The organism is Bacillus sp. FDAARGOS_235 (assembly GCF_002073415.2).
GTDB lineage: Bacteria > Bacillota > Bacilli > Bacillales > Bacillaceae_G > Bacillus_A > Bacillus_A toyonensis.
Window position 1 is genome coordinate 4509186 of sequence record NZ_CP020437.2, and the last position, 20880, is coordinate 4530065.

General features: G+C 36.4%; 18 protein-coding genes and 2 pseudogenes. All 20 read left to right on the plus strand.

Annotated features, from left to right (window positions below):
- Positions 1–47: 47 nt before the first annotated feature.
- The 20 genes and pseudogenes from A6J74_RS25645 (at position 48) to A6J74_RS25745 (ending at position 20648) form a co-directional block, all read left to right on the plus strand.
- The gene (locus A6J74_RS25645; RefSeq protein WP_000456934.1) at positions 48–1580 is read left to right on the plus strand and encodes an ABC transporter ATP-binding protein; all 1533 of its coding nucleotides are present in this window, start codon (positions 48–50) and stop codon (positions 1578–1580) included.
- The gene (locus A6J74_RS25650; RefSeq protein ID WP_001085263.1) at positions 1573–2631 is read left to right on the plus strand and encodes an ABC transporter permease; all 1059 of its coding nucleotides are present in this window, start codon (positions 1573–1575) and stop codon (positions 2629–2631) included. Before A6J74_RS25645 ends, A6J74_RS25650 begins: the two co-directional genes overlap by 8 nt.
- Positions 2632–3591 (plus strand): ABC transporter permease, encoded by a 960-nt coding sequence (locus A6J74_RS25655; RefSeq protein ID WP_080609625.1) that lies wholly within the window; start codon positions 2632–2634, stop codon positions 3589–3591.
- Between the two features lie 209 nt (positions 3592–3800).
- Complete coding sequence (gene yfmF / locus A6J74_RS25660) at positions 3801–5075, plus strand: EF-P 5-aminopentanol modification-associated protein YfmF (RefSeq protein ID WP_000772426.1); 1275 nt, start codon at positions 3801–3803, stop codon at positions 5073–5075.
- Positions 5076–6362: an EF-P 5-aminopentanol modification-associated protein YfmH gene (yfmH, locus tag A6J74_RS25665; RefSeq protein ID WP_000411962.1), complete on the plus strand. Its 1287-nt coding sequence runs from the start codon at positions 5076–5078 to the stop codon at positions 6360–6362.
- Positions 6363–6462: 100 nt separating this feature from the next.
- A complete protein-coding gene (ymfI, locus tag A6J74_RS25670) occupies positions 6463–7176 on the plus strand; it encodes an elongation factor P 5-aminopentanone reductase (protein ID WP_000759598.1) in 714 nt (237 codons plus the stop codon).
- Positions 7177–7251: 75 nt separating this feature from the next.
- The gene (locus tag A6J74_RS25675; RefSeq protein WP_000114447.1) at positions 7252–7500 is read left to right on the plus strand and encodes a DUF3243 domain-containing protein; all 249 of its coding nucleotides are present in this window, start codon (positions 7252–7254) and stop codon (positions 7498–7500) included.
- A gap of 138 nt (positions 7501–7638) precedes the next feature.
- The gene (locus A6J74_RS25680) at positions 7639–8424 is read left to right on the plus strand and encodes a DUF3388 domain-containing protein (RefSeq protein WP_000574107.1); all 786 of its coding nucleotides are present in this window, start codon (positions 7639–7641) and stop codon (positions 8422–8424) included.
- A gap of 21 nt (positions 8425–8445) precedes the next feature.
- Positions 8446–9360, plus strand: a complete 915-nt coding sequence (locus A6J74_RS25685) for a helix-turn-helix domain-containing protein (protein ID WP_000137455.1) — start codon at positions 8446–8448, stop codon at positions 9358–9360.
- Between the two features lie 63 nt (positions 9361–9423).
- Positions 9424–10002, plus strand: a complete 579-nt coding sequence (gene pgsA / locus A6J74_RS25690; protein WP_001052980.1) for a CDP-diacylglycerol--glycerol-3-phosphate 3-phosphatidyltransferase — start codon at positions 9424–9426, stop codon at positions 10000–10002.
- A gap of 20 nt (positions 10003–10022) precedes the next feature.
- Entirely contained in the window at positions 10023–11261 is a 1239-nt protein-coding gene (gene cinA, locus A6J74_RS25695; RefSeq protein ID WP_000990726.1) for a competence/damage-inducible protein CinA, read from the plus strand.
- A gap of 144 nt (positions 11262–11405) precedes the next feature.
- A pseudogene (gene recA / locus A6J74_RS25700) lies at positions 11406–12014 on the plus strand (recombinase RecA); the annotation flags it as partial.
- 97 nt (positions 12015–12111) lie between these two features.
- Positions 12112–12735 carry a PDDEXK family nuclease gene (locus tag A6J74_RS25705; protein ID WP_000301533.1) on the plus strand — a complete coding sequence of 208 codons (624 nt, stop codon included), beginning with the start codon at positions 12112–12114 and terminating at the stop codon, positions 12733–12735.
- Positions 12736–13003: 268 nt separating this feature from the next.
- Positions 13004–13426, plus strand: a pseudogene (locus A6J74_RS25710) (recombinase RecA family protein); the annotation flags it as partial.
- A 484-nt stretch (positions 13427–13910) separates the two neighbouring features.
- Entirely contained in the window at positions 13911–15476 is a 1566-nt protein-coding gene (rny, locus tag A6J74_RS25720; RefSeq protein ID WP_000204713.1) for a ribonuclease Y, read from the plus strand.
- Positions 15477–15623: 147 nt separating this feature from the next.
- A complete protein-coding gene (locus A6J74_RS25725) occupies positions 15624–16418 on the plus strand; it encodes a TIGR00282 family metallophosphoesterase (RefSeq protein WP_001221099.1) in 795 nt (264 codons plus the stop codon).
- A gap of 149 nt (positions 16419–16567) precedes the next feature.
- Entirely contained in the window at positions 16568–16828 is a 261-nt protein-coding gene (gene spoVS / locus A6J74_RS25730; RefSeq protein ID WP_000404341.1) for a stage V sporulation protein SpoVS, read from the plus strand.
- Positions 16829–16886: 58 nt separating this feature from the next.
- Positions 16887–17810, plus strand: coding sequence for a dipeptidase (locus tag A6J74_RS25735; RefSeq protein WP_000688026.1), 924 nt, complete (start codon positions 16887–16889; stop codon positions 17808–17810).
- Positions 17811–18037: 227 nt separating this feature from the next.
- Entirely contained in the window at positions 18038–19795 is a 1758-nt protein-coding gene (locus tag A6J74_RS25740) for a 2-oxoacid:acceptor oxidoreductase subunit alpha (protein ID WP_000625412.1), read from the plus strand.
- A complete protein-coding gene (locus A6J74_RS25745) occupies positions 19782–20648 on the plus strand; it encodes a 2-oxoacid:ferredoxin oxidoreductase subunit beta (RefSeq protein WP_000190160.1) in 867 nt (288 codons plus the stop codon). Before A6J74_RS25740 ends, A6J74_RS25745 begins: the two co-directional genes overlap by 14 nt.
- Positions 20649–20880: the final 232 nt, after the last annotated feature.

Genomic DNA, 20880 nt, shown 5'->3' on the forward strand with positions numbered 1-20880 from the left:
GTTAATAGTGTAATAGGGGAATGTTCCCTGTTAAAAGGAGGAACACAATGGAATACGTAATTGAGATGAATAACATTACGAAAGTATTCCCAGGCATTGTAGCGAATGATGATATTACGCTGCAAGTAAAGCAGGGAGAAATACATGCTTTACTTGGAGAAAATGGTGCAGGGAAATCCACATTGATGAATGTACTATTTGGTTTGTACCAGCCAGAACAAGGTGAAATTAAAATTAAAGGAAAAACTGTAAAGATTACAAATCCGAATATAGCAAATGACCTTGGTATTGGAATGGTACATCAGCACTTTATGCTTGTTCATAATTTTACAGTTACAGAGAATATTATTCTCGGAAACGAACCGAAGAAAAAAGGGAAAATTGCTGTTGAGGAAGCTGCTAAAGAAATTCAAAAACTGTCTGAACAATACGGTTTAGCTGTAGATCCATATGCGAAAATACAAGATATTTCTGTCGGTATGCAACAGCGTGTTGAGATTTTAAAAACACTTTACCGCGGGGCAGAAATTTTAATATTTGATGAACCGACAGCTGTGTTAACACCACAAGAAATTCATGAGCTAATTCAAATTATGAAAAAGCTTGTGCAAGAAGGGAAATCTATTGTTCTTATTACACATAAGTTGAAAGAAATTATGGAAGTTTGCGATCGTTGTACGATTATTCGTAAAGGAAAAGGGATTGGAACGGTTGACGTTGCAAATACGGATGAAAATAAACTTGCAGAATTAATGGTCGGACGTCAAGTGAATTTTAAAACAGAAAAAATAGACGCGAAGCCAAAAGAAGAGGTACTTTCAATTGCAAACCTTGTTGTTCACGATGCACGTCAACTACCTGCTGTAAAAGGCCTTGACTTAACTGTTCGTGCGGGGGAAATTGTCGGTATTGCAGGAATTGATGGAAACGGACAAAGTGAATTAATAGAAGCAATTACTGGTTTACGAAAAGTTGAGTCAGGTTCTATTGCAATTAAAGGGAAAGAAATAACAAATTGGCCTGTTAGAAAAATAACAGAAGAAGGAATTGGTCATATTCCAGAAGATCGTCATAAACACGGACTCGTTCTTGATTTTTCTGTTAGAGATAATATAGTTTTGCAAACGTACTATAAAAATCCGTTTTCAAAGAAAGGGATTTTAAATTTCAGCAAAATTACAGAAAAAGCAAAGGCACTTATTGAACAGTTTGATGTACGTACACCTAGTGAGCAAACGTTAGCTCGTGCACTATCTGGGGGAAATCAGCAAAAGGCAATTATTGCACGTGAAGTAGACCGTGATCCAGATTTATTAATTGCAGCACAGCCGACACGTGGTTTAGATGTAGGGGCAATTGAATTTATTCATAAGAGATTAATAGAGCAAAGAGATAAAGGAAAAGGTGTATTACTTTTATCACTAGAGTTAGAGGAAATTTTAAATGTTAGCGATCGAATTGCTGTTATTTATGAAGGAACAATTGTAGCAATAGTTGATGCGAAAGAAACGAATGAACAACAGCTTGGATTGTTAATGGCTGGAGGAACAAAGAAGGAGCAGGTGGGTACAAATGGCTAAAAAACTTTTAACAGAACGAACGATAAATATTTTAGTCCCAGTACTATCCGTTATTTTTGGCTTACTTGTAGGAGCGATTGTAATGCTAGTTAGTGGCTATGACCCAATTGTTGGTTATAGTGCACTTTGGACAGGCATGTTCGGCAGTCCAAGTGCGATTGGTGAAACACTTCGTACAATGATACCGCTTATTCTTGCTGGTTTATCGGTGGCGTTTGCATTTCGTACAGGTTTATTTAATATCGGGGTAGAGGGTCAATTGTTAGTTGGTTGGCTTGCAGCGGTTTGGTTCGGTTATGCAGTCTCGCTACCAGCTGTTCTTCACATTCCATTATCTATTTTATTCGCAGCGTTAGTAGGCGGAATCTGGGGTTTCATCCCTGGATATTTAAAGGGAAAGTTTCAAGTTAATGAAGTTATTGTAACAATTATGATGAACTATATCGCGTTATATGTAACATATGATATTATTAAGCGCTTTTTACACGAGGGTAATGATAAAACGTACGACATTAAAGAGAGTGCGTCATTATCTTCAGACTGGCTTGCATCCATTACTGACGGTTCACGCCTTCACTGGGGAATTATTGTAGCAATTTTAATCGCTATTTTAATGTGGTTCTTATTAGATCGAACAACTTTAGGTTATGAATTAAAGTCAGTAGGATTTAATCAACATGCTTCTCAATATGCAGGGATGAAAGTTTCTCGTAATGTAGTATTTTCCATGACAATTGCTGGTGCGTTCGCAGGGATTGGTGGAGCGATGGAAGGATTAGGAACATTCCAAAGCATGACAGCGATGTCCTCCTTTACAGGGGTAGGGTTTGACGGGATTGCCGTAGCCTTACTTGGAGGAAATAATCCGTTTGGTATTATCCTTTCAGCTTTATTATTTGGTGGTTTGAAAAGTGCTTCCCCTCAAATGAACTTTGAGGCAGATGTGCCATCAGAGCTTATAAACGTAATTATTGCATGTATCATCTTCTTTGTTGCATGTAGTTATGTGTTAAGATGGGCGCTTACACGCATGAGCAAGGAGGGGAAATAAATGAGCTTTTTAGATATATTAGCCATTCTTGTGACGGGTACGTTATATACATCGGCACCTATAATTTTCACAGCACTAGGTGGTGTATTTAGTGAACGATCGGGTGTTGTAAATATCGGATTAGAAGGACTAATGCTATTTGGTGCATTTATTGGAGTTGTTACAAACTTATTAATGGGTGATACTTGGGGAACGATGACTCCGTGGATTGCGTTATTGTTTGCGGCAATTGGTAGTGGTTTATTTGCATTACTTCATGCAGTAGCATCTATTACATTCCGAGCGGATCAAGTTGTAAGTGGTGTAGCAATTAACTTCTTATCTCTTGGTTTAACAGTATTTGCAATTAAGAAGATCTTTGATAAAGGGCAGACTGACTTTATTCAGTACCGTATTGAAAAGATTGATATTTCAGGTCTTTCGGATATTCCGGTTATAGGGAAAATATTCTTTTCAAATGTACCAATAACGTCGTATATTGCGATTGTTTTAGCATTTGTTGTTTGGTATGTTATTTATAAAACACCGTTTGGTCTTCGATTGCGTGCTGTTGGTGAACACCCAATGGCAGCGGATACGATGGGGATTAACGTATATAAAATGCGCTATATCGGCGTTTGTATATCAGGGGTGTTTGCCGGAATTGGTGGGGCGATTTTTGCAATGTCCATTTCTAATAACTTCTCAGGAGCAACTATTACAGGACAAGGTTTCTTAGCTTTAGCTGCTATGATCTTTGGGAAGTGGAATCCGCTAGGCGCACTGGGTGCAGCTCTATTCTTTGGCTTTGCTCAGTCTCTTAGTGTAACGGGTGGAACAATTCCTGTATTAGACCAGATTCCAAGTGTTTTATTAACGATATTACCGTATGTATTCACAATATTAGCACTTGTCGGTTTTGTAGGTCGTTCTGAAGCTCCGAAAGCATTAGGAACTCCTTATGAAAAAGGAAAACGATAAGTAATTTGTAAGTAGAAAAAAGCTCGCACATTAGTGTGAGCTTTTTTACATAGAATATATGTAATACGAAATTTTACTATGTTCCTTACATATTATAGTTTTTAGAAAAAGTCATTTGTAAGCATAATAAGGAAGAAAAATTGGTTTTTTATTTCTAAAAACTGTATATTGAAGAGGAATATTCCTATATACGTAAAGGAGGGCTATAAATGAAACTAATGGAACAACAATTACATGAGTTAGGTGGTTTGCGAGTACATATTATTCCGACTGATAAATATAAAACAAATACCTTTGTATTTCGTTTTAAAGCACCTTTAAATGAGGAGACGGTGACAGAGCGTGCCCTATTGCCATACGTATTGCAAAGTGCGACAGAAAAACTTCCTTCTGTAATTCGTCTACGTCAATATTTAGAAGAATTATACGGATCTTCTTTGGGAGTAGATGTAAGTAAAAAAGGGGAAGACCATATCATCTCCATTTATGTAGACATTGCAAATGAAGTATATTTACACGATGCACCACCGTTATTTGAAAAAGCGCTTTCTATGTTATCGGATATTGTTTTACATCCAGCAACAGAGGGAAATAGTTTCCTACCTTCTATTGTAGAAAGTGAAAAAAGAGCGCTTTTGCAGAGAATTGAAGCTACTTATGATGATAAAATGCGCTATGCAAATGAGCGTTTAATCGAAGAAATGTGCAAAGTAGAACAGTATCGATTAAGTGCAAATGGAAAAAAAGAGAGTGTTACTTCTATTACAAATGAAAGTTTGTATCAATATTATCAAAAGGTGTTAGCGGAAGATGAAATGGATCTATATATTATTGGTGATATTTCAGAAAACGCAGTTGATCTTGTAAGTAAGTATTTTTCTATTACAGCGCGTCCTGTGAGAGAAAGAAACGTACTCCTTCATAAGCGAAATAATGAAGAAAAAGAAGTTGTTGAAAAACAAGAATTAAAACAAAGTAAATTACACATTGGTTATCGTACGTTTGTCACATATAAAGATGAAGATTATTTTGCACTGCAATTGTTCAATGGGCTATTTGGAGGTTTTTCTCATTCGAAGTTATTCGTAAATGTCCGCGAAAAGAATAGTTTAGCGTACTATGCAGCATCAAGATTTGAAAGTCATAAAGGCTTGTTGTTTGTTATGTCAGGGATTGAAGCAAAAAATTATGAAAAAGCAGTTGAAATTATTAAAGAACAAATGCTTGCGATGCAAAATGGTGATTTTTCTGAAGAAGAGATGCATCAAACGAAAAGTGTCATTCAAAATCAAATATTAGAAGCAATTGATACGCCACGTGGATTTGTGGAAATGCTATATCATGGTATTATTTCAGATCGTACACGTCCAGTTGAAGAATGGCTAACAGGTATAGAAAGTGTGACGAAAGAAGAGATTGTGAAAGTTGCTAAAAATATTGAACTAGATACAATTTACTTTTTACAAGGAACGGAGGGAGAATAAATGGAGAAGATTGTTTATGAGCAATTAAAAGAGACGCTCTATTATGAAAAACTTCCGAATGGATTAGATGTATATGTTTTACCGAAGCAAGGATTTAATAAAACATTTGCAACGTTTACGACAAAGTATGGTTCTATGGATAATACATTCGTACCATTAGGTAAAGAAGAAATGATTCGTGTACCTGACGGAATTGCGCATTTTCTTGAGCATAAATTATTTGAAAAAGAAGATCACGATGCTTTTCAATTGTTTAGTAAACAAGGAGCATCGGCAAATGCTTTCACATCCTTTACAAGAACAGCTTATCTTTTTTCATGCACATCAAATGTAGAACAAAATTTAAATACGTTGTTAAATTTCGTACAAGAGCCTTACTTCTCTGAAAAAACTGTTGAAAAAGAAAAGGGGATTATCGGACAGGAAATTCAAATGTATCAAGATAATCCAGATTGGCGCTTATACTTTGGATTAATTGATAGCTTGTTTGTAAAGCACCCCATTAAAATTGATATTGCAGGGACAATCGAGTCTATTAGTAAAATTACGAAAGACCTATTATATGAATGCTACGAAACATTTTATCATCCGAGCAATATGTTACTATTTGTTGTTGGTGCAATTGATCCAGAGGAAACAATGGACTTAGTGCGTGAAAATCAAGCGAAAAAAGATTATAAAAATCAGCCGGAAATTGTACGTTCATTTGAAGATGAACCAAATGAGGTAAATGAAAAGAAGAAAATCATTTCAATGCCTGTACAAACACCGAAATGTTTAGTCGGTATTAAAGCGACAAATTTAAAAGAAAAAGGGAAAGCTCTTTTAAAACAAGAAATCGCGCTTACGTTACTTTTAGATTATTTATTTGGAAAAAGCTCGGTTCATTACGAATCGTTATATAATGAAGGGCTTATTGATGATTCGTTCTCGTATGATTATACGGAAGAGAATAACTTCGGTTTTGCAATGGTTGGCGGTGATACGAAGCAACCGGATGAATTGGAAAAGCGTTTGAAAGATATTTTATTAAACACAAATTATGATCAATTAGATGAGGCAGCATTAGAACGAGTAAAGAAAAAGAAAATTGGTGGCTTTTTACGCTCGTTGAATTCACCGGAATATATTGCAAATCAATTTACGCGATATGCGTTTAATGAATCTAGCTTGTTTGATGCATTGACTGAATTAGAAAGTCTAACTGTTCAAGATTTACAAGAAGTAGCGAAATTATTATTATCAGAAGAAAAAATGAGCGTTTGTCAAGTTTTACCGAAAAAATAAAATTTAAAAGATACCCTCATCTTATCATTGATAAATTGTAAGATGAGGGTATTATTTAGTTATATGAAAAATGAGCTTGTAGAGATAAGAGAGGGTAATTATGAAAAAGTATGCATTAGTAACTGGAGGGAGCGGAGGGATTGGCTCTGCTATTTCAAAACAATTAATTCAAGATGGATATACTGTATATGTTCATTACAATAACAGTGAAGACAAGGTAAATGAGTTACAGAAGGAATGGGGTGAAGTGATTCCTGTTCAAGCGGATTTAGCTTCTAATGATGGGGCAGAGCAGTTGTGGGGACAAATTGAACATCCTATTGATGTTATCGTATACGCAGCTGGGAAGAGTATCTTTGGATTAGTGACAGATGTAACAAATGATGAGTTGAATTATATGGTAGAACTTCAAGTTAAGAGTGTATATAAATTACTATCAAAGGCACTTCCACCTATGATTGGGCGGAGAAGTGGAAATATTGTAGTTGTTTCATCTATATGGGGGCAAATAGGGGCTTCTTGTGAAGTGTTATATTCAATGGTAAAGGGAGCACAAAATTCATATGTGAAAGCTTTAGCAAAAGAGGTTTCTTTAAGTGGATTGCGTGTGAATGCAGTAGCACCAGGTGCAATTGAAACGGAAATGTTAAGTGTCTTTTCTGAAGAAGATAAGATTGGCATTGCTGAAGAGATACCATTAGGCAGAATAGGTTTACCAGAAGAGGTAGCAAAGACAGTTTCATTTCTCGTATCACCAGGAGCATCTTACATAACTGGACAAATTATCGGTGTGAATGGTGGCTGGCATTGTTAAAAAATTCTTACATAAAAAATGAAAAGTTGCACAAATTAAGCATGATTTTATTACTCAATAGTGAGGTGCTTAATTATGTCAGTGTTAGATAATTTTGATCAGTGGAAGAGCTTTTTAGGAGAACGTTTAGAACAAGCGGAAGGAAAAGGGCTTAATAATGGTGCCGTATCAGATATGGCATTTCGTGTTGGCGATTATTTAGCAAATGAAGTAGAAGCGCGTAACGATCAAGAAAAATTATTGTCTGAGCTTTGGAAAGTTGCTGATGAACAAGAGCAGCATACAATCGCAAATTTAATGGTTAAGTTTGTACAACATAAGTAAAAGTAGAGAGGAGATTCTCCTCTCTACTTTTTTTGTATAATAATTACACGGGAGAGATTATACATTTAGCTTCCCTATTAAGGTGAAATCATATAATATAGTACGTAGGTGTAAAGTAAGCAAGGGGAGTGATCTTGGATGATTGAATGGTATTTTGAATATGAAATACATAAAAACCGACCTGGCTTGCTTGGTGACGTTTCTTCGTTAATCGGTATGCTCGGCATTAATATTGTCACAATTAATGGTGTTGATAATGCACGACGTGGGTTACTCCTTATGTGTGATAATCAAGAGCAGATCTCTAGACTTGAATCAATTTTAAATACGATGGATAACATAACGGTAACGAAATATCGTCCGCCAAAGCTAAGGGATAAACTAGCGGTTAGACATGGTAGGTACATACAACGAGATGCAGATGACAAGAAAACATTTCGTTTTGTGCGTGATGAATTAGGATTACTTGTAGACTTTATGGCGGAAATCATGAAAAAAGAAGGCCATAAACTAATTGGGATACGAGGAATGCCTCGTGTCGGAAAAACAGAATCCATTGTTGCCGCAAGTGTTTGTGCAAATAAACGATGGTTATTTGTATCATCTACTCTCATTAAGCAAACTGTTCGTAGTCAATTGATTGAAGATGAGTATAGCGATGACAATATTTTCATCCTAGATGGAATTGTGTCAACAAAGCGTGCCAATGAAAGGCATTGGCAACTCGTTCGTGAAATTATGAGATTGCCTGCAACGAAAGTTGTGGAACATCCTGATGTATTTGTGAGTCAGTCAGAATACACATTGGATGATTTTGATTATATTATCGAGTTACGTAACGATTATGATGAAGAAATTCAATATAATTTAGTAGATGAAATTGAGCAAGGTACGCAAAATAATTTCTCTATGTTCGACTTTTAAAGAAATATTGAGGTGTTAGTAGTGACAGAATTAGGACAAAAGCTGAAAGAAGCAAGAGAAGCAAAAGGCTTGTCTATTGATCAGCTGCATGAGATTACAAAAATTCAAAAACGCCATTTAGTAGCGATTGAAGAAGGCAATTATGACGTATTGCCAGGAGCTTTTTATGCACGTGCATTCATTAAACAATACGCAGATGCGGCTGGATTAAATGGAGAGGAACTGCTTGTAGAATATCAGAGTACGATACCACAATCTGAAAATCGTGATGTTCCACAAGTATCAACTGGACAAAAAACACAAGAAACAATGCAAAAATCTTCATCATTGCCAATGGCAGATCATATGCCGAAAATCTTAATTGCATTGTTAGTAATCGCATTTGGAGTCGTAGTTTGGTTTGTTATTCAAGCACTGACTGGTAAAGATGACGGACGAGTTCCGGCTACTCAAAGTGAGAAAATTGAAGTTAAAAAAGCAGAAAATTCTCCGCTAGATACGAAGAAAGATGAAGCGAAAGCGGAAGAACCAAAGAAAGAAGAACCAAAGAAAGAAGAGCCAAAAAAAGAAGAGCCAAAGAAAGAGGAACCAACTGGACAACAAGAAGTAAAAGTAGTTGGAACAAGTGGTAAGGTATCTACTTTGGAAATTCATAATAATAAAACATTAGAACTGGAAATTTCAGCGAAGGGTACAAGTTATGTAGATGTTAAGGACGATGCGGGTAATGAAATTCTAAACACTACAGTACAAAGTGGTCAAACAGAAAAACGTGATTTATCAACAGCAAAAGAAGTGCGACTTAATATTGGAAATGCAACGAATGTTGAAGTTAAACTGAATGGCCAAGTGGTCGCTTACCCATTGGATCCAGAAAAAGAACTTCACCAAAGATTGGTGATAAAAAACCAAGGGGTAGAGCAACCTGCACAATAACAGTCATCGCTTCGATGACTTTTTTCAATGAACAAATGTTTTTGATATGATGGAGGAATAGCTGTGAATTTACCAAATAAAATTACAATATCTAGAATCTTCTTAATCCCAGTTTTTATGGTAATTATGTTAGCACCCTTTGATTGGGGTTCATACACAATTGGTGATGTAGATCTACCAATTCAACACTTAGTAGGGGCGCTTATCTTTATTATTGCCTCAGCTACAGATTGGATTGATGGACATTACGCAAGAAAGTATAATCTTGTAACAAACTTAGGGAAATTCCTTGACCCGTTAGCAGATAAATTACTTGTTTCGGCAGCACTTATCACATTAGTCGAGATGGGATCTGTACCAGCTTGGATCGTTATAGTAATTATAAGTCGTGAGTTTGCTGTGACAGGTTTACGACTTGTACTTGCTGGAACAGGGGAAGTCGTTGCAGCGAATCAATTAGGGAAAATTAAAACATGGACACAAATTATTGCGATTGCAGCGTATTTATTACACGATGTACCGTTAAATTTAATCCATATTCCAGTTGCTGATATCTTTATATGGATTGCATTAATTTTTACTGTTATTTCAGGATGGGATTATTTCTGGAAAAATAGAGCTGCTTTTGTAAACTCAAAATAGAAGTTTATGGGGGAATTGGGATGAATGCTGAAATTATTGCGGTTGGAACGGAATTATTACTTGGACAAATTGCAAATACAAACGCCCAGTTTTTATCTGAAAAGTTAGCTTCAATTGGCATTAATGTGTACTACCATACTGTAGTTGGAGATAATAACAAACGATTACAGCAGGCGATTGAAGTTGCAGAAGAACGTGCGGACATGCTTATTTTTACAGGTGGATTAGGCCCGACAAAAGATGATTTGACGAAGGAAACAATTGCGTCTAGCTTAGGGGAAGAGCTTGTATATGACAAAAATGCATTAGCATTAATAAGCGATTATTTTAAGCGTACAGGTCGTGAGTTCACTGAAAATAATAAAAAGCAGGCACTCGTTTTGAATGGAGCAACTGTATTTGCAAATGATCACGGTATGGCACCTGGTATGGGTTTAAATAAGAACGGAAAAGTTTATATTTTATTACCAGGACCACCGAAAGAAATGAGGCCAATGTATGTAAGTTATGTAGAGCCTTTTTTACGTAACTTTACAACAGGAGAAAACATTTATTCTCGCGTGCTTCGCTTCTTCGGAATTGGGGAATCTCAATTAGAGGTGAAAGTTCAAGATTTAATTGATGGACAAACGAACCCGACAATCGCCCCGCTTGCGAATGATGGAGAAGTGACATTACGTTTAACTGCGAAGCATCAAAATGCTCATGAAGCGGAGAAACTCATTCAGCATATGGAAGATTTGATTTTAGAAAGAGTAGGAGAATTTTTCTACGGGTATGACCAAGAGTTTCTGCACTATAAGGTGATAGAGTTATTGAAGAAAAAAGGATTAACTTTAGCGTGTGCAGAAAGTTTATCAGGTGGTCTCTTCGGTAATCAAGTAACAGAAAGTGCTGGTGTGTCTTCAGTATTTAAAGGCGGTGTCATTTGTTATCATAATGATGTGAAGCAACATGTTTTACATGTACCTGAGGAAGTGTTGTCTACTGACGGTGCAGTTAGTAAAGAATGTGCTCGTTATCTTGCTGAAAATGTTAAAGAATTATTAAAAGCGGATATCGGAATTAGTTTCACTGGGGTAGCAGGACCAGATGCTTCAGAACATAAAGAGCCGGGAACAGTATTTGTTGGATTGGCGATTAAAGATGAACCAACTGTAGTCTTTCCTCTAAATTTAAGCGGAAGTCGTCAACAAATTAGGGAACGCTCAGCAAAATATGGGTTTTATCATTTGTATAAAAAGCTAGAAGAGATATAAGTCTCTTTTAGCTTTTTTTAATGGTTAAATGCAGTTTTATGTAATGGAAAATAAAAAAATCGAATAAATGTTCGATTTTTGTTGGCAAATTGAATTGAAAATAGGTATAATAAGATTAGCAATTCAGTTAAGGAGGAATTTTGAATGAGTGATCGTCAAGCGGCATTAGATATGGCGTTAAAACAAATAGAGAAGCAATTCGGTAAAGGTTCAATTATGAAATTAGGAGAACAAGCTGAGCGTAGAATTTCTACAATTTCAAGTGGTTCTTTAGCACTTGATGTGGCACTAGGGGTAGGCGGATACCCACGTGGCCGTATTATTGAAATTTACGGACCTGAAAGTTCAGGTAAAACAACAGTTTCATTACATGCAATCGCTGAAGTACAGCGTCAAGGTGGACAAGCAGCGTTTATTGATGCGGAGCATGCAATGGATCCTGTATATGCACAAAAATTAGGCGTTAACATAGATGAATTACTATTATCACAGCCTGATACAGGGGAACAAGGACTAGAAATCGCAGAAGCACTTGTACGAAGTGGCGCGGTTGACATTATCGTAATTGACTCTGTAGCAGCTCTTGTACCGAAAGCAGAGATCGAAGGAGACATGGGTGACTCACACGTAGGTTTACAAGCACGTTTAATGTCACAAGCACTTCGTAAGCTTTCAGGTGCAATCAATAAATCAAAAACAATCGCAATCTTTATCAACCAAATTCGTGAAAAAGTTGGGGTTATGTTCGGAAATCAACTACAAGTTGCTTAATCAAAGTAATGTACTTGAGTCTTTATTTGTCTTCTTCGACTAAGTCTTTATAAGGGATTTCTTATAGGGAGAGATTAAAGTGGCAGTGACAATTGGAAATAGAACTTATCGAAACATAGAACAATGGCAAGTGGATTTTATTGTGACACATGCGGATAGCAAATTGAAAGATATAGGTAAAGAAATTAATCTTGATGAAAGGCGAGTAGGTGAAATATTAAAGTTACTCGGAATTAAAAGAACCAGATATAGAAAGATTTACTTGCCTAAAACCGCAGAAGTTGAACAAGAATTGAAAAATCCATATTTATCACATGTTGAAATTGCTATTAAGTATGGCGTATCCGATACATGTGTTGCTAAAAGGAGAAAAGAGCTTAATGTAAAGGTCAGAAAGAAAAATTATGATACTTTACTGGAACAACAGGTTGAACAGATGTTGTTAAGTTTAGATCTGGCGTTCATTAAGCAAAAAAGAATCGATAAGTGGTCTATTGATTTCTACTTAGGTAGAAAATATTGTTTAGATGTCCATGGGAAATGGGCACACTCACTCAAAAAGATAAAAGAACGAGATAAAAGAAAACTTTTATTTATGGAAGAGGGCTGCTATAAATATCTTGTTATACATGAAGAAGAGTTAGCAAATAAAGAAAAAGTCTTGCAAAAGATTAAGGAGTTTACCATGGGTTTCCCTTGCTAGTGATAGCATGTAAAAAAACCTTGTGAACCTTATTGCCTAAGGGTGTAACTATCCATATAGTTGCTAACGGTGAAGCCCACCATTATTTAGGGTAATACCGTGCCAAGCTCCATAGTGATATGGGGAAGGTGTAGAGACTACCGAAAAGGACTTTTAGTTAACTGAGTAGGGTACGGCAGATGATAGGCTACTGCTGGAAGTGCAAGGCTCTCTGTAAAGAGATGAAGAGATAGTCCGGACTATAGAGATGGAAAATCTATAGATAGTGCCAGAAACAACTCCAGGTGGTCGTGCGTTGAAATTCTATTCAACAGTTCGTCTTGAAGTACGTCGTGCTGAGCAATTAAAACAAGGTAACGACATCGTTGGTAATAAAACGAAAGTAAAAGTAGTGAAAAATAAAGTAGCACCACCATTCCGTGTTGCTGAAGTTGATATTATGTACGGAGAAGGTATTTCAAGAGAAGGTGAAATCTTAGATATGGCTTCTGAACTTGATATCGTTCAAAAGAGTGGTGCTTGGTACTCGTATAATGAAGAACGTTTAGGACAAGGTCGTGAAAATTCAAAACAATTCTTAAAAGAGAATACGGATTTAAGAGAGGAAATTGCCTTCTTTGTTCGTGATCATCACGGAATTGGTGAAGACTCAGGTGTGGAAGACACGGAAGATTCAACTCTTCAAGATTAAAAAATAAAAGACACGTTCCCGTGTCTTTTATTTTTTTACCTTCTATTAAAATCGTGTATATCGCAGTAGTTAAAAAAATTTTTTTTGACTCAAACGGGATGTGTAAAGAGGGATATTCATATGTTTTAAGGGAATAAAATGGTATTTACTAAGGTTTTCCAGGATAATATGCTATCAATTTTTCAAATTCAGATAACATTCAGGACTGAAGGTAAAGAAAGTAAAAGTAGACAACGCTTGACAATGAAAATTCCGATAGATACAATGAGAATGTATATTTTTTCTTATATACGATATACTCTTCTCAAGAAGAGAAGTAATATTCGGAGTAAGGTTTAAATCTTGCCGAAATAATAATATGACATTTTAATTGTGAAATGAAGAAAGTCCCTTAAAAAAGCGGGACGACGGTCTTTGCTGTATGTTGTAATTCAATGTACATGCCGACAGTCTTTTTTCATTCATAGCAAGGGGAGGTGAAATCATGACGAGTACATTTTGGATACTCATCTCCATTTTGCTTGCAACAGCAGTCGGTGCAGTTGTTGGCTTTTTTGTTCGAAAGTCTATTGCTGAAGCGAAGATTAATGGTGCAGCTAATGAAGCGAGACGTATTTTAGACGAAGCGAATCGTGATGCAGAAGCACTTAAGAAAGAAGCGCTTTTAGAAGCAAAGGATGAAATTCATACACTTCGTACAGAAGCTGAATTAGAAATTCGTGACCGTAGAAGCGAATTACAAAAACAAGAAAATCGTTTAATGCAAAAAGAAGAGAACCTTGATCGTAAAGACGAAACGCTCGATAAGCGCGAGCAACAGTTAGAGAAGAAAGAGGATTCTCTTGTAGCGAAACAACAACAGATTGAAGAGTTGGAAAGCAAAGTGGGAGAGTTAGTTCAAAAGCAACAAACAGAATTAGAGCGCATTTCCAATCTGACACGCGAACAAGCGAAAGCAATTATTCTTGGTAAAGTGGAAAGTGAAGTTTCTCATGAAATTGCCGTTATGGTAAAAGAAAGTGAAATTCGCGCGAAAGAAGAAGCGGATAAGAAAGCAAAAGAGATTTTATCTCTTGCAATGCAAAGATGTGCAGCTGATCATGTTGCTGAAACAACCGTTTCGGTTGTAAATCTTCCAAATGACGAAATGAAGGGACGTATTATCGGGCGTGAAGGTCGTAATATTCGTACGTTAGAAACGTTAACGGGTATTGACTTAATTATCGATGATACACCAGAGGCGGTAATCCTTTCTGGATTCGACCCAATTCGTCGTGAAACAGCTCGTATCGCTCTTGATAAACTAGTACAGGACGGACGTATTCACCCAGCGCGTATTGAAGAGATGGTCGAAAAATCAAGACGTGAAGTGGACGAGTATATTCGCGAAGTCGGAGAGCAAACAACGTTTGAAGTGGGTGTTCACGGATTACATCCAGATTTAATTAAGATTTTAGGTCGTTTGAAATACCGTACAAGTTACGGACAAAACGTCTTAAAACACTCTATGGAAGTTGCATATTTAACTGGACTTATGGCAGCAGAGCTTGGTGAGGATGAAAAACTAGCAAGACGTGCAGGTCTATTACATGATATCGGGAAAGCTATTGATCATGAAGTAGAAGGTAGTCACGTTGAAATTGGTGTTGAACTCGCGACGAAATATAAAGAGCATCCTGTAGTTATAAACAGTATTGCATCTCACCATGGTGACACAGAACCAACTTCTATCATTGCAGTTTTAGTTGCAGCAGCAGATGCATTATCAGCTGCAAGACCGGGAGCTCGTAGTGAAACGCTTGAAAACTACATTCGTCGTCTTGAAAAGTTAGAAGAGATTTCAGAGTCTTATGAAGGCGTTGAAAAATCATTCGCAATTCAAGCAGGACGTGAAGTTCGTATTCTGGTAAAACCAGATACAATCGATGACTTAGAAGCTCATCGTTTAGCTCGTGATATTCGAAAACGTATTGAAAATGAACTGGATTACCCAGGACATATTAAAGTAACTGTTATTCGTGAAACACGTGCAGTGGAATACGCAAAATAAAGTGGTGAAACACCACTTTATTTTTTTGTGTTGGAATTGGATAAAATAAAGAAAATCAAGTGAAACAAACTTATAATAAATTTGTTGTAAGGAAATTGCTTGAAGTTATAGTAATAAAAAATGTAGTACATAGAAAGGGTAAGACATATGAGAATATTATTTGTTGGGGATGTAGTAGGATCTCCTGGTAGAAGTATGATTCAACAATACGTACCGGCGTTAAAGAAAAAATATACACCTACAGTAACAATCATTAATGGAGAAAACGCAGCAGGTGGGCGTGGTATTACAGAAAAAATTTATCGAAACTTTTTAGAGTGCGGCGCACAAGCGGTTACACTTGGAAACCATGCTTGGGATAATCGTGAGGTATTTGAATTTATTGATGATGCAAAATATCTTGCAAGACCAGCTAACTTCCCAGAAGGAACACCGGGAAAAGGTCTTATATTTGTGAATTGTAATGGAACAGAAGTTGCAGTTATTAACTTACAAGGGCGTACGTTCCTTCCTCCGATTGATTGTCCATTTCGAAAAGTGGATGAATTAATTAACATTGCGAAAAAACGTACGAATATTATCTTTGTTGATTTTCATGCGGAAACTACAAGTGAAAAACAAGCGCTAGGTTGGTATGTAGATGGTCGTGCTACAGCGGTAGTAGGTACACATACTCATGTTCCTACAGCAGATAATCGTATTTTACCAAGCGGAACAGCATACATTACAGATGTTGGTATGACAGGCCCGTATGACGGAATTTTAGGTATGGATAGAGAAGCGGTCTTGAAGAAGTTTTTAACAAACTTACCGGTAAGATTTGAAGTGACGAATGGTAGAACACAATTAAGTGCAGTGCTAATTGATGTGGATCCGAATACAGGAAAAGCAAAGAAAATTGAGCGCATTTTAATTAATGACGATCAACCATTTTTTGAGTAAATCTCCGTAAAGATTTAAATAAGTTATTATATTTTAATTTTTTAGAAAAATTACGAAAATTTAGCAGGAATACGCGCCATTCCTCGTGAATATAAGTTAAAGTGATATAATTGCTAATACTTTTTAAAGAAACGAGGAGGAAACGCGGAATGGAAATATTAAAAGTTAAAGCAACGTCGGTCCCTAATTCTGTAGCTGGTGCACTTGCAGGTGTTATTCGCGAACGCGGAACAGCAGAAATTCAAGCTATTGGTGCAGGTGCATTGAACCAAGCGGTAAAGGCAGTAGCAATTGCAAGAGGGTTTGTAGCGCCTAGTGGTTTGGACCTGATTTGTATCCCAGCGTTTACAGATATTATGATTGATGGGGAAGAGCGTACAGCAATAAAATTAATTGTAGAACCTCGTTAAGTTTAAACAACCTGTTTGCAGTATGCAAACAGGTTATTTTTATAGTGGAGGAATGAAAATGAAAATTTTTGATGCTCATTGTGATGTACTCTTACAGTTATGGATTGCAAAGGGGAAAAAGAATTTTAAAAATGATTCACAATTACATATTACATTTGAACAATTAAAGAAAAGAAAAGGAAGTATACAATGTTTTGCTATATATGTGCCAGAAACAGTAGCATATGAAAAACGTTTTGAAGCGGCATTACAAATGATAGATATTTTTTATAATGAAATTTTATCGCTACCAGGTGTGAAGTTGATCCGAACGAAAGCTGATATAAGTATGTTAAAACAGGACGAGATTGGAGCTCTTTTAACATTAGAAGGATGCGAAGCAATTGGAAAAGAAGCGATGAAATTACGTTTGTTTTATCAATTAGGTTTACGTTCCTTTGGATTAACATGGAACTATGCGAATTTGTTAGCTGATGGGGCGCTAGAGACACGTGGAGCAGGCTTAACTACTTTCGGTAGACAAGTTGTACAAGAACTTAATACGTTGCATTTATGGACCGATCTGTCCCATTTAAATGAGAGAAGTTTTTGGGATGTGGTAGAAATTGCAAATAATCCTATTGCATCTCACTCAAATTGCTATAAACTGTGTGACCATCCACGTAATTTAAATGAGGAACAAATTCAATTCCTTATAAAGCGAAATGGCATGATTGGTGTCACTTTTGTACCTCAGTTTCTTACAAATGAAAAACAAGCGAATATTACAGATATAATAAAACATATCGATTATATTTGTTCGCTAGGTGGAGAAAACAACATAGGGTTTGGTTCAGATTTTGATGGGATTTTAGAAACAGTTGCAAATGTATCGGTGTATGAAGATTATGAAAATGTAATTAATGAACTATATAAACACTATGCTGCATCAACTGTAGAACGATTTTTGTATGATAACTTTGTTGAACATATAAGTTTTTAAGTGTTTTGTTTTAAAAATTCAGAAAAATTAAAATAAATTCAATTGATATTATTGCTTTTTTTAGGACCTAATACTAGAATGAAAAACGAAATAGCTTTATACTTAAGATTCAGGGAAATCAGAAGAGGCATAATTTGCGTCCGTTGTAGTTTATTTGCATAAAAAATGCTAAACTAATACTGTAAAAAAATACACTACAATGAATGCAGCCAAAAGGGGTGTAGGAGATGATTAGTCAACTTTCATGGAAAGTTGGAGGCCAACAAGGTGAAGGAATTGAAAGTACAGGGGAAATCTTCTGTATAGCATTAAACCGATTAGGATATTACCTATACGGTTACCGCCACTTCTCATCACGTATAAAAGGCGGCCATACAAATAATAAAATTCGCGTAAGTACAACAGAAGTACGTGCGATCTCAGATGACTTAGATATTTTAATTGCTTTTGATCAAGAAACAATTGATTTTAACTTCCACGAACTACGTCCAGGCGGAATTGTCGTTGCGGATGCGAAATTTAATCCAACAATACCTGACAATACAGATGTAAATTTATATGTGATACCGTTTACAGATATTGCTTCAGAATTAGGCACATCATTAATGAAAAACATGGTTGCTGTTGGAGCATCAAGTGCGGTATTAGGTTTAGACGAAACAGCTTATTTGGATGTTGTTGAAGAAATCTTTGGTCGTAAAGGAGAGCAAGTCGTTCAAAAGAATATGGACGCAATTAAACGCGGCTCTCAATATATGAAAGAATTGCTAGGTGAGAAAGTTAACATGATGCAGCTTGAAAAAGCTGATGGTAAGAAACGCATGTTTATGATTGGAAACGATGCAATCGCATTTGGTGCGGTAGCTGGTGGCGCTCGTTTTATGTCAGCATATCCAATCACACCTGCATCTGAAATTATGGAATACTTAATTAAAAAATTGCCTAAAGTCGGCGGAACAGTAATCCAAACTGAGGATGAAATCGCAGCTTGTACAATGGCAATTGGCGCAAACTATGCTGGTGTTCGTACATTAACAGCATCTGCAGGGCCTGGTCTTTCTTTAATGATGGAAGCGATTGGGTTAGCAGGTATTACAGAAACACCGCTAGTAATTGTTGATACGCAACGTGGTGGTCCAAGTACGGGGTTACCAACGAAACAAGAGCAGTCTGATTTAATGGCGATGATTTACGGTACGCATGGTGAAATTCCAAAAATCGTAATGGCGCCAAGTACAGTGGAAGAAGCTTTCTATGATATTGTAGAAGCGTTTAACTTAGCTGAAGAATATCAAGTGCCTGTTATTTTCTTAACGGATTTACAGCTTTCTTTAGGTAAACAAACTGTAGAACCGCTTACGTTAGATAAAGTGGAAATTCGTCGCGGTAAGCTGGATTTAGAAGCAGAATTACCAGAACGTGAAAATAAAGCATACTTCAAGCGTTATGAAGTAACAGAAGATGGCGTTTCACCACGTGTTTTACCTGGTATGAAAAATGGTATTCACCATGTTACAGGTGTAGAACATGATGAAACTGGTAAACCATCTGAATCGGCAATAAACCGTAAAGATCAAATGGACAAACGTTTCCGTAAAATGGAGAACTTGAAGTTTAATACCCCTGTTTATAAAAATGTTAAGCATGAGGAAGCAGATGTATTGCTTGTTGGATTTAACTCAACTCGTGGTGCGATCGAAGAGGCAATGGAGCGTTTAGAACAAGAGGGTATGAAAGTAAACCATGCTCAAATCCGTTTAATTCACCCGTTCCCGAAAGCTGAAATCGATCCACTTGTGAAAAATGCAAAACGTGTTGTAGTTGTAGAAAACAACGCGACTGGTCAGCTTGCTAACATTATGAAAATGAATCTTGGTAGTGGTGAGAAAATTTCTAGTCTTTTAAAATATGATGGAAACCCATTCTTGCCAAAAGAGATTTACAACGAATGCAAAAAAGGGGTTGTATTAAATGGCAACATTTAAGGACTTTCGTAACAGTGTAAAACCAAACTGGTGCCCAGGTTGCGGAGACTTTTCGGTGCAAGCTGCAATTCAGCGTGCGGCAGCTAACGTTGGCTTAAATCCAGATGAACTTGCTGTTGTTTCTGGTATTGGTTGTTCAGGTCGTATATCAGGTTATATTAATTCATATGGTGTGCATAGTATTCATGGACGTGCCCTTCCGATTGCACAAGGTGTGAAAATGGCAAATCGTGATTTAAAAGTTATCGCATCAGGTGGTGACGGTGATGGATTTGCGATTGGTATGGGACATACAATCCATTCTATTCGTAGAAACATTGACATTACGTATATAGTAATGGATAACCAAATTTACGGATTAACAAAAGGCCAAACTTCACCACGTAGTGAAGCTGGATTTAAAACGAAAAGTACACCACAAGGTTCGATTGAACCATCATTAAATGTTATGGAAATGGCATTAACAGCTGGTGCAACATTTGTGGCGCAAAGCTTTTCAAGTGATTTAAAAGAATTAACGCAAATTATTGAAGCTGGTATTAACCATAAAGGGTTCTCATTAATTAATGTATTTAGTCCATGTGTTACTTATAATAAAGTAAATACGTACGATTGGTTCAAAGAGAACTTAACGAAACTAAGTACAGTAGAGGGATATGATCCATCTAATCGCATGATGGCTATGCAAACATTAATGGAAAATAACGGATTAGTAACAGGTTTAATTTATCAAAATACTGCGCAACCATCATATCAAGAACTTGTAAAAGGCTATAGTGAAAAGCCATTAGTACAAGCTGATTTAAATATGGATCAGAAAATGTTTGATGAGCTTGTTGCTGAATTTATGTAACGATTAAAAGGTTGCCATTTGGCAACCTTTTTTTACTGAATAAAAAATATAGGATAGCTTTGTTTACTTAGAAAATTCAGAATGGTAAAATAATATAAGGATCGTTGTATGGAAATGGCAAGTTCATTGCTTATGAAATGTAAGATAAGGCAGGTCCTATTCCTTGTCAAAATTGGCTAAACGCTTCATACTATGGTAATGTGTATAGGGATAAAGCAATATGCTTTTGGGT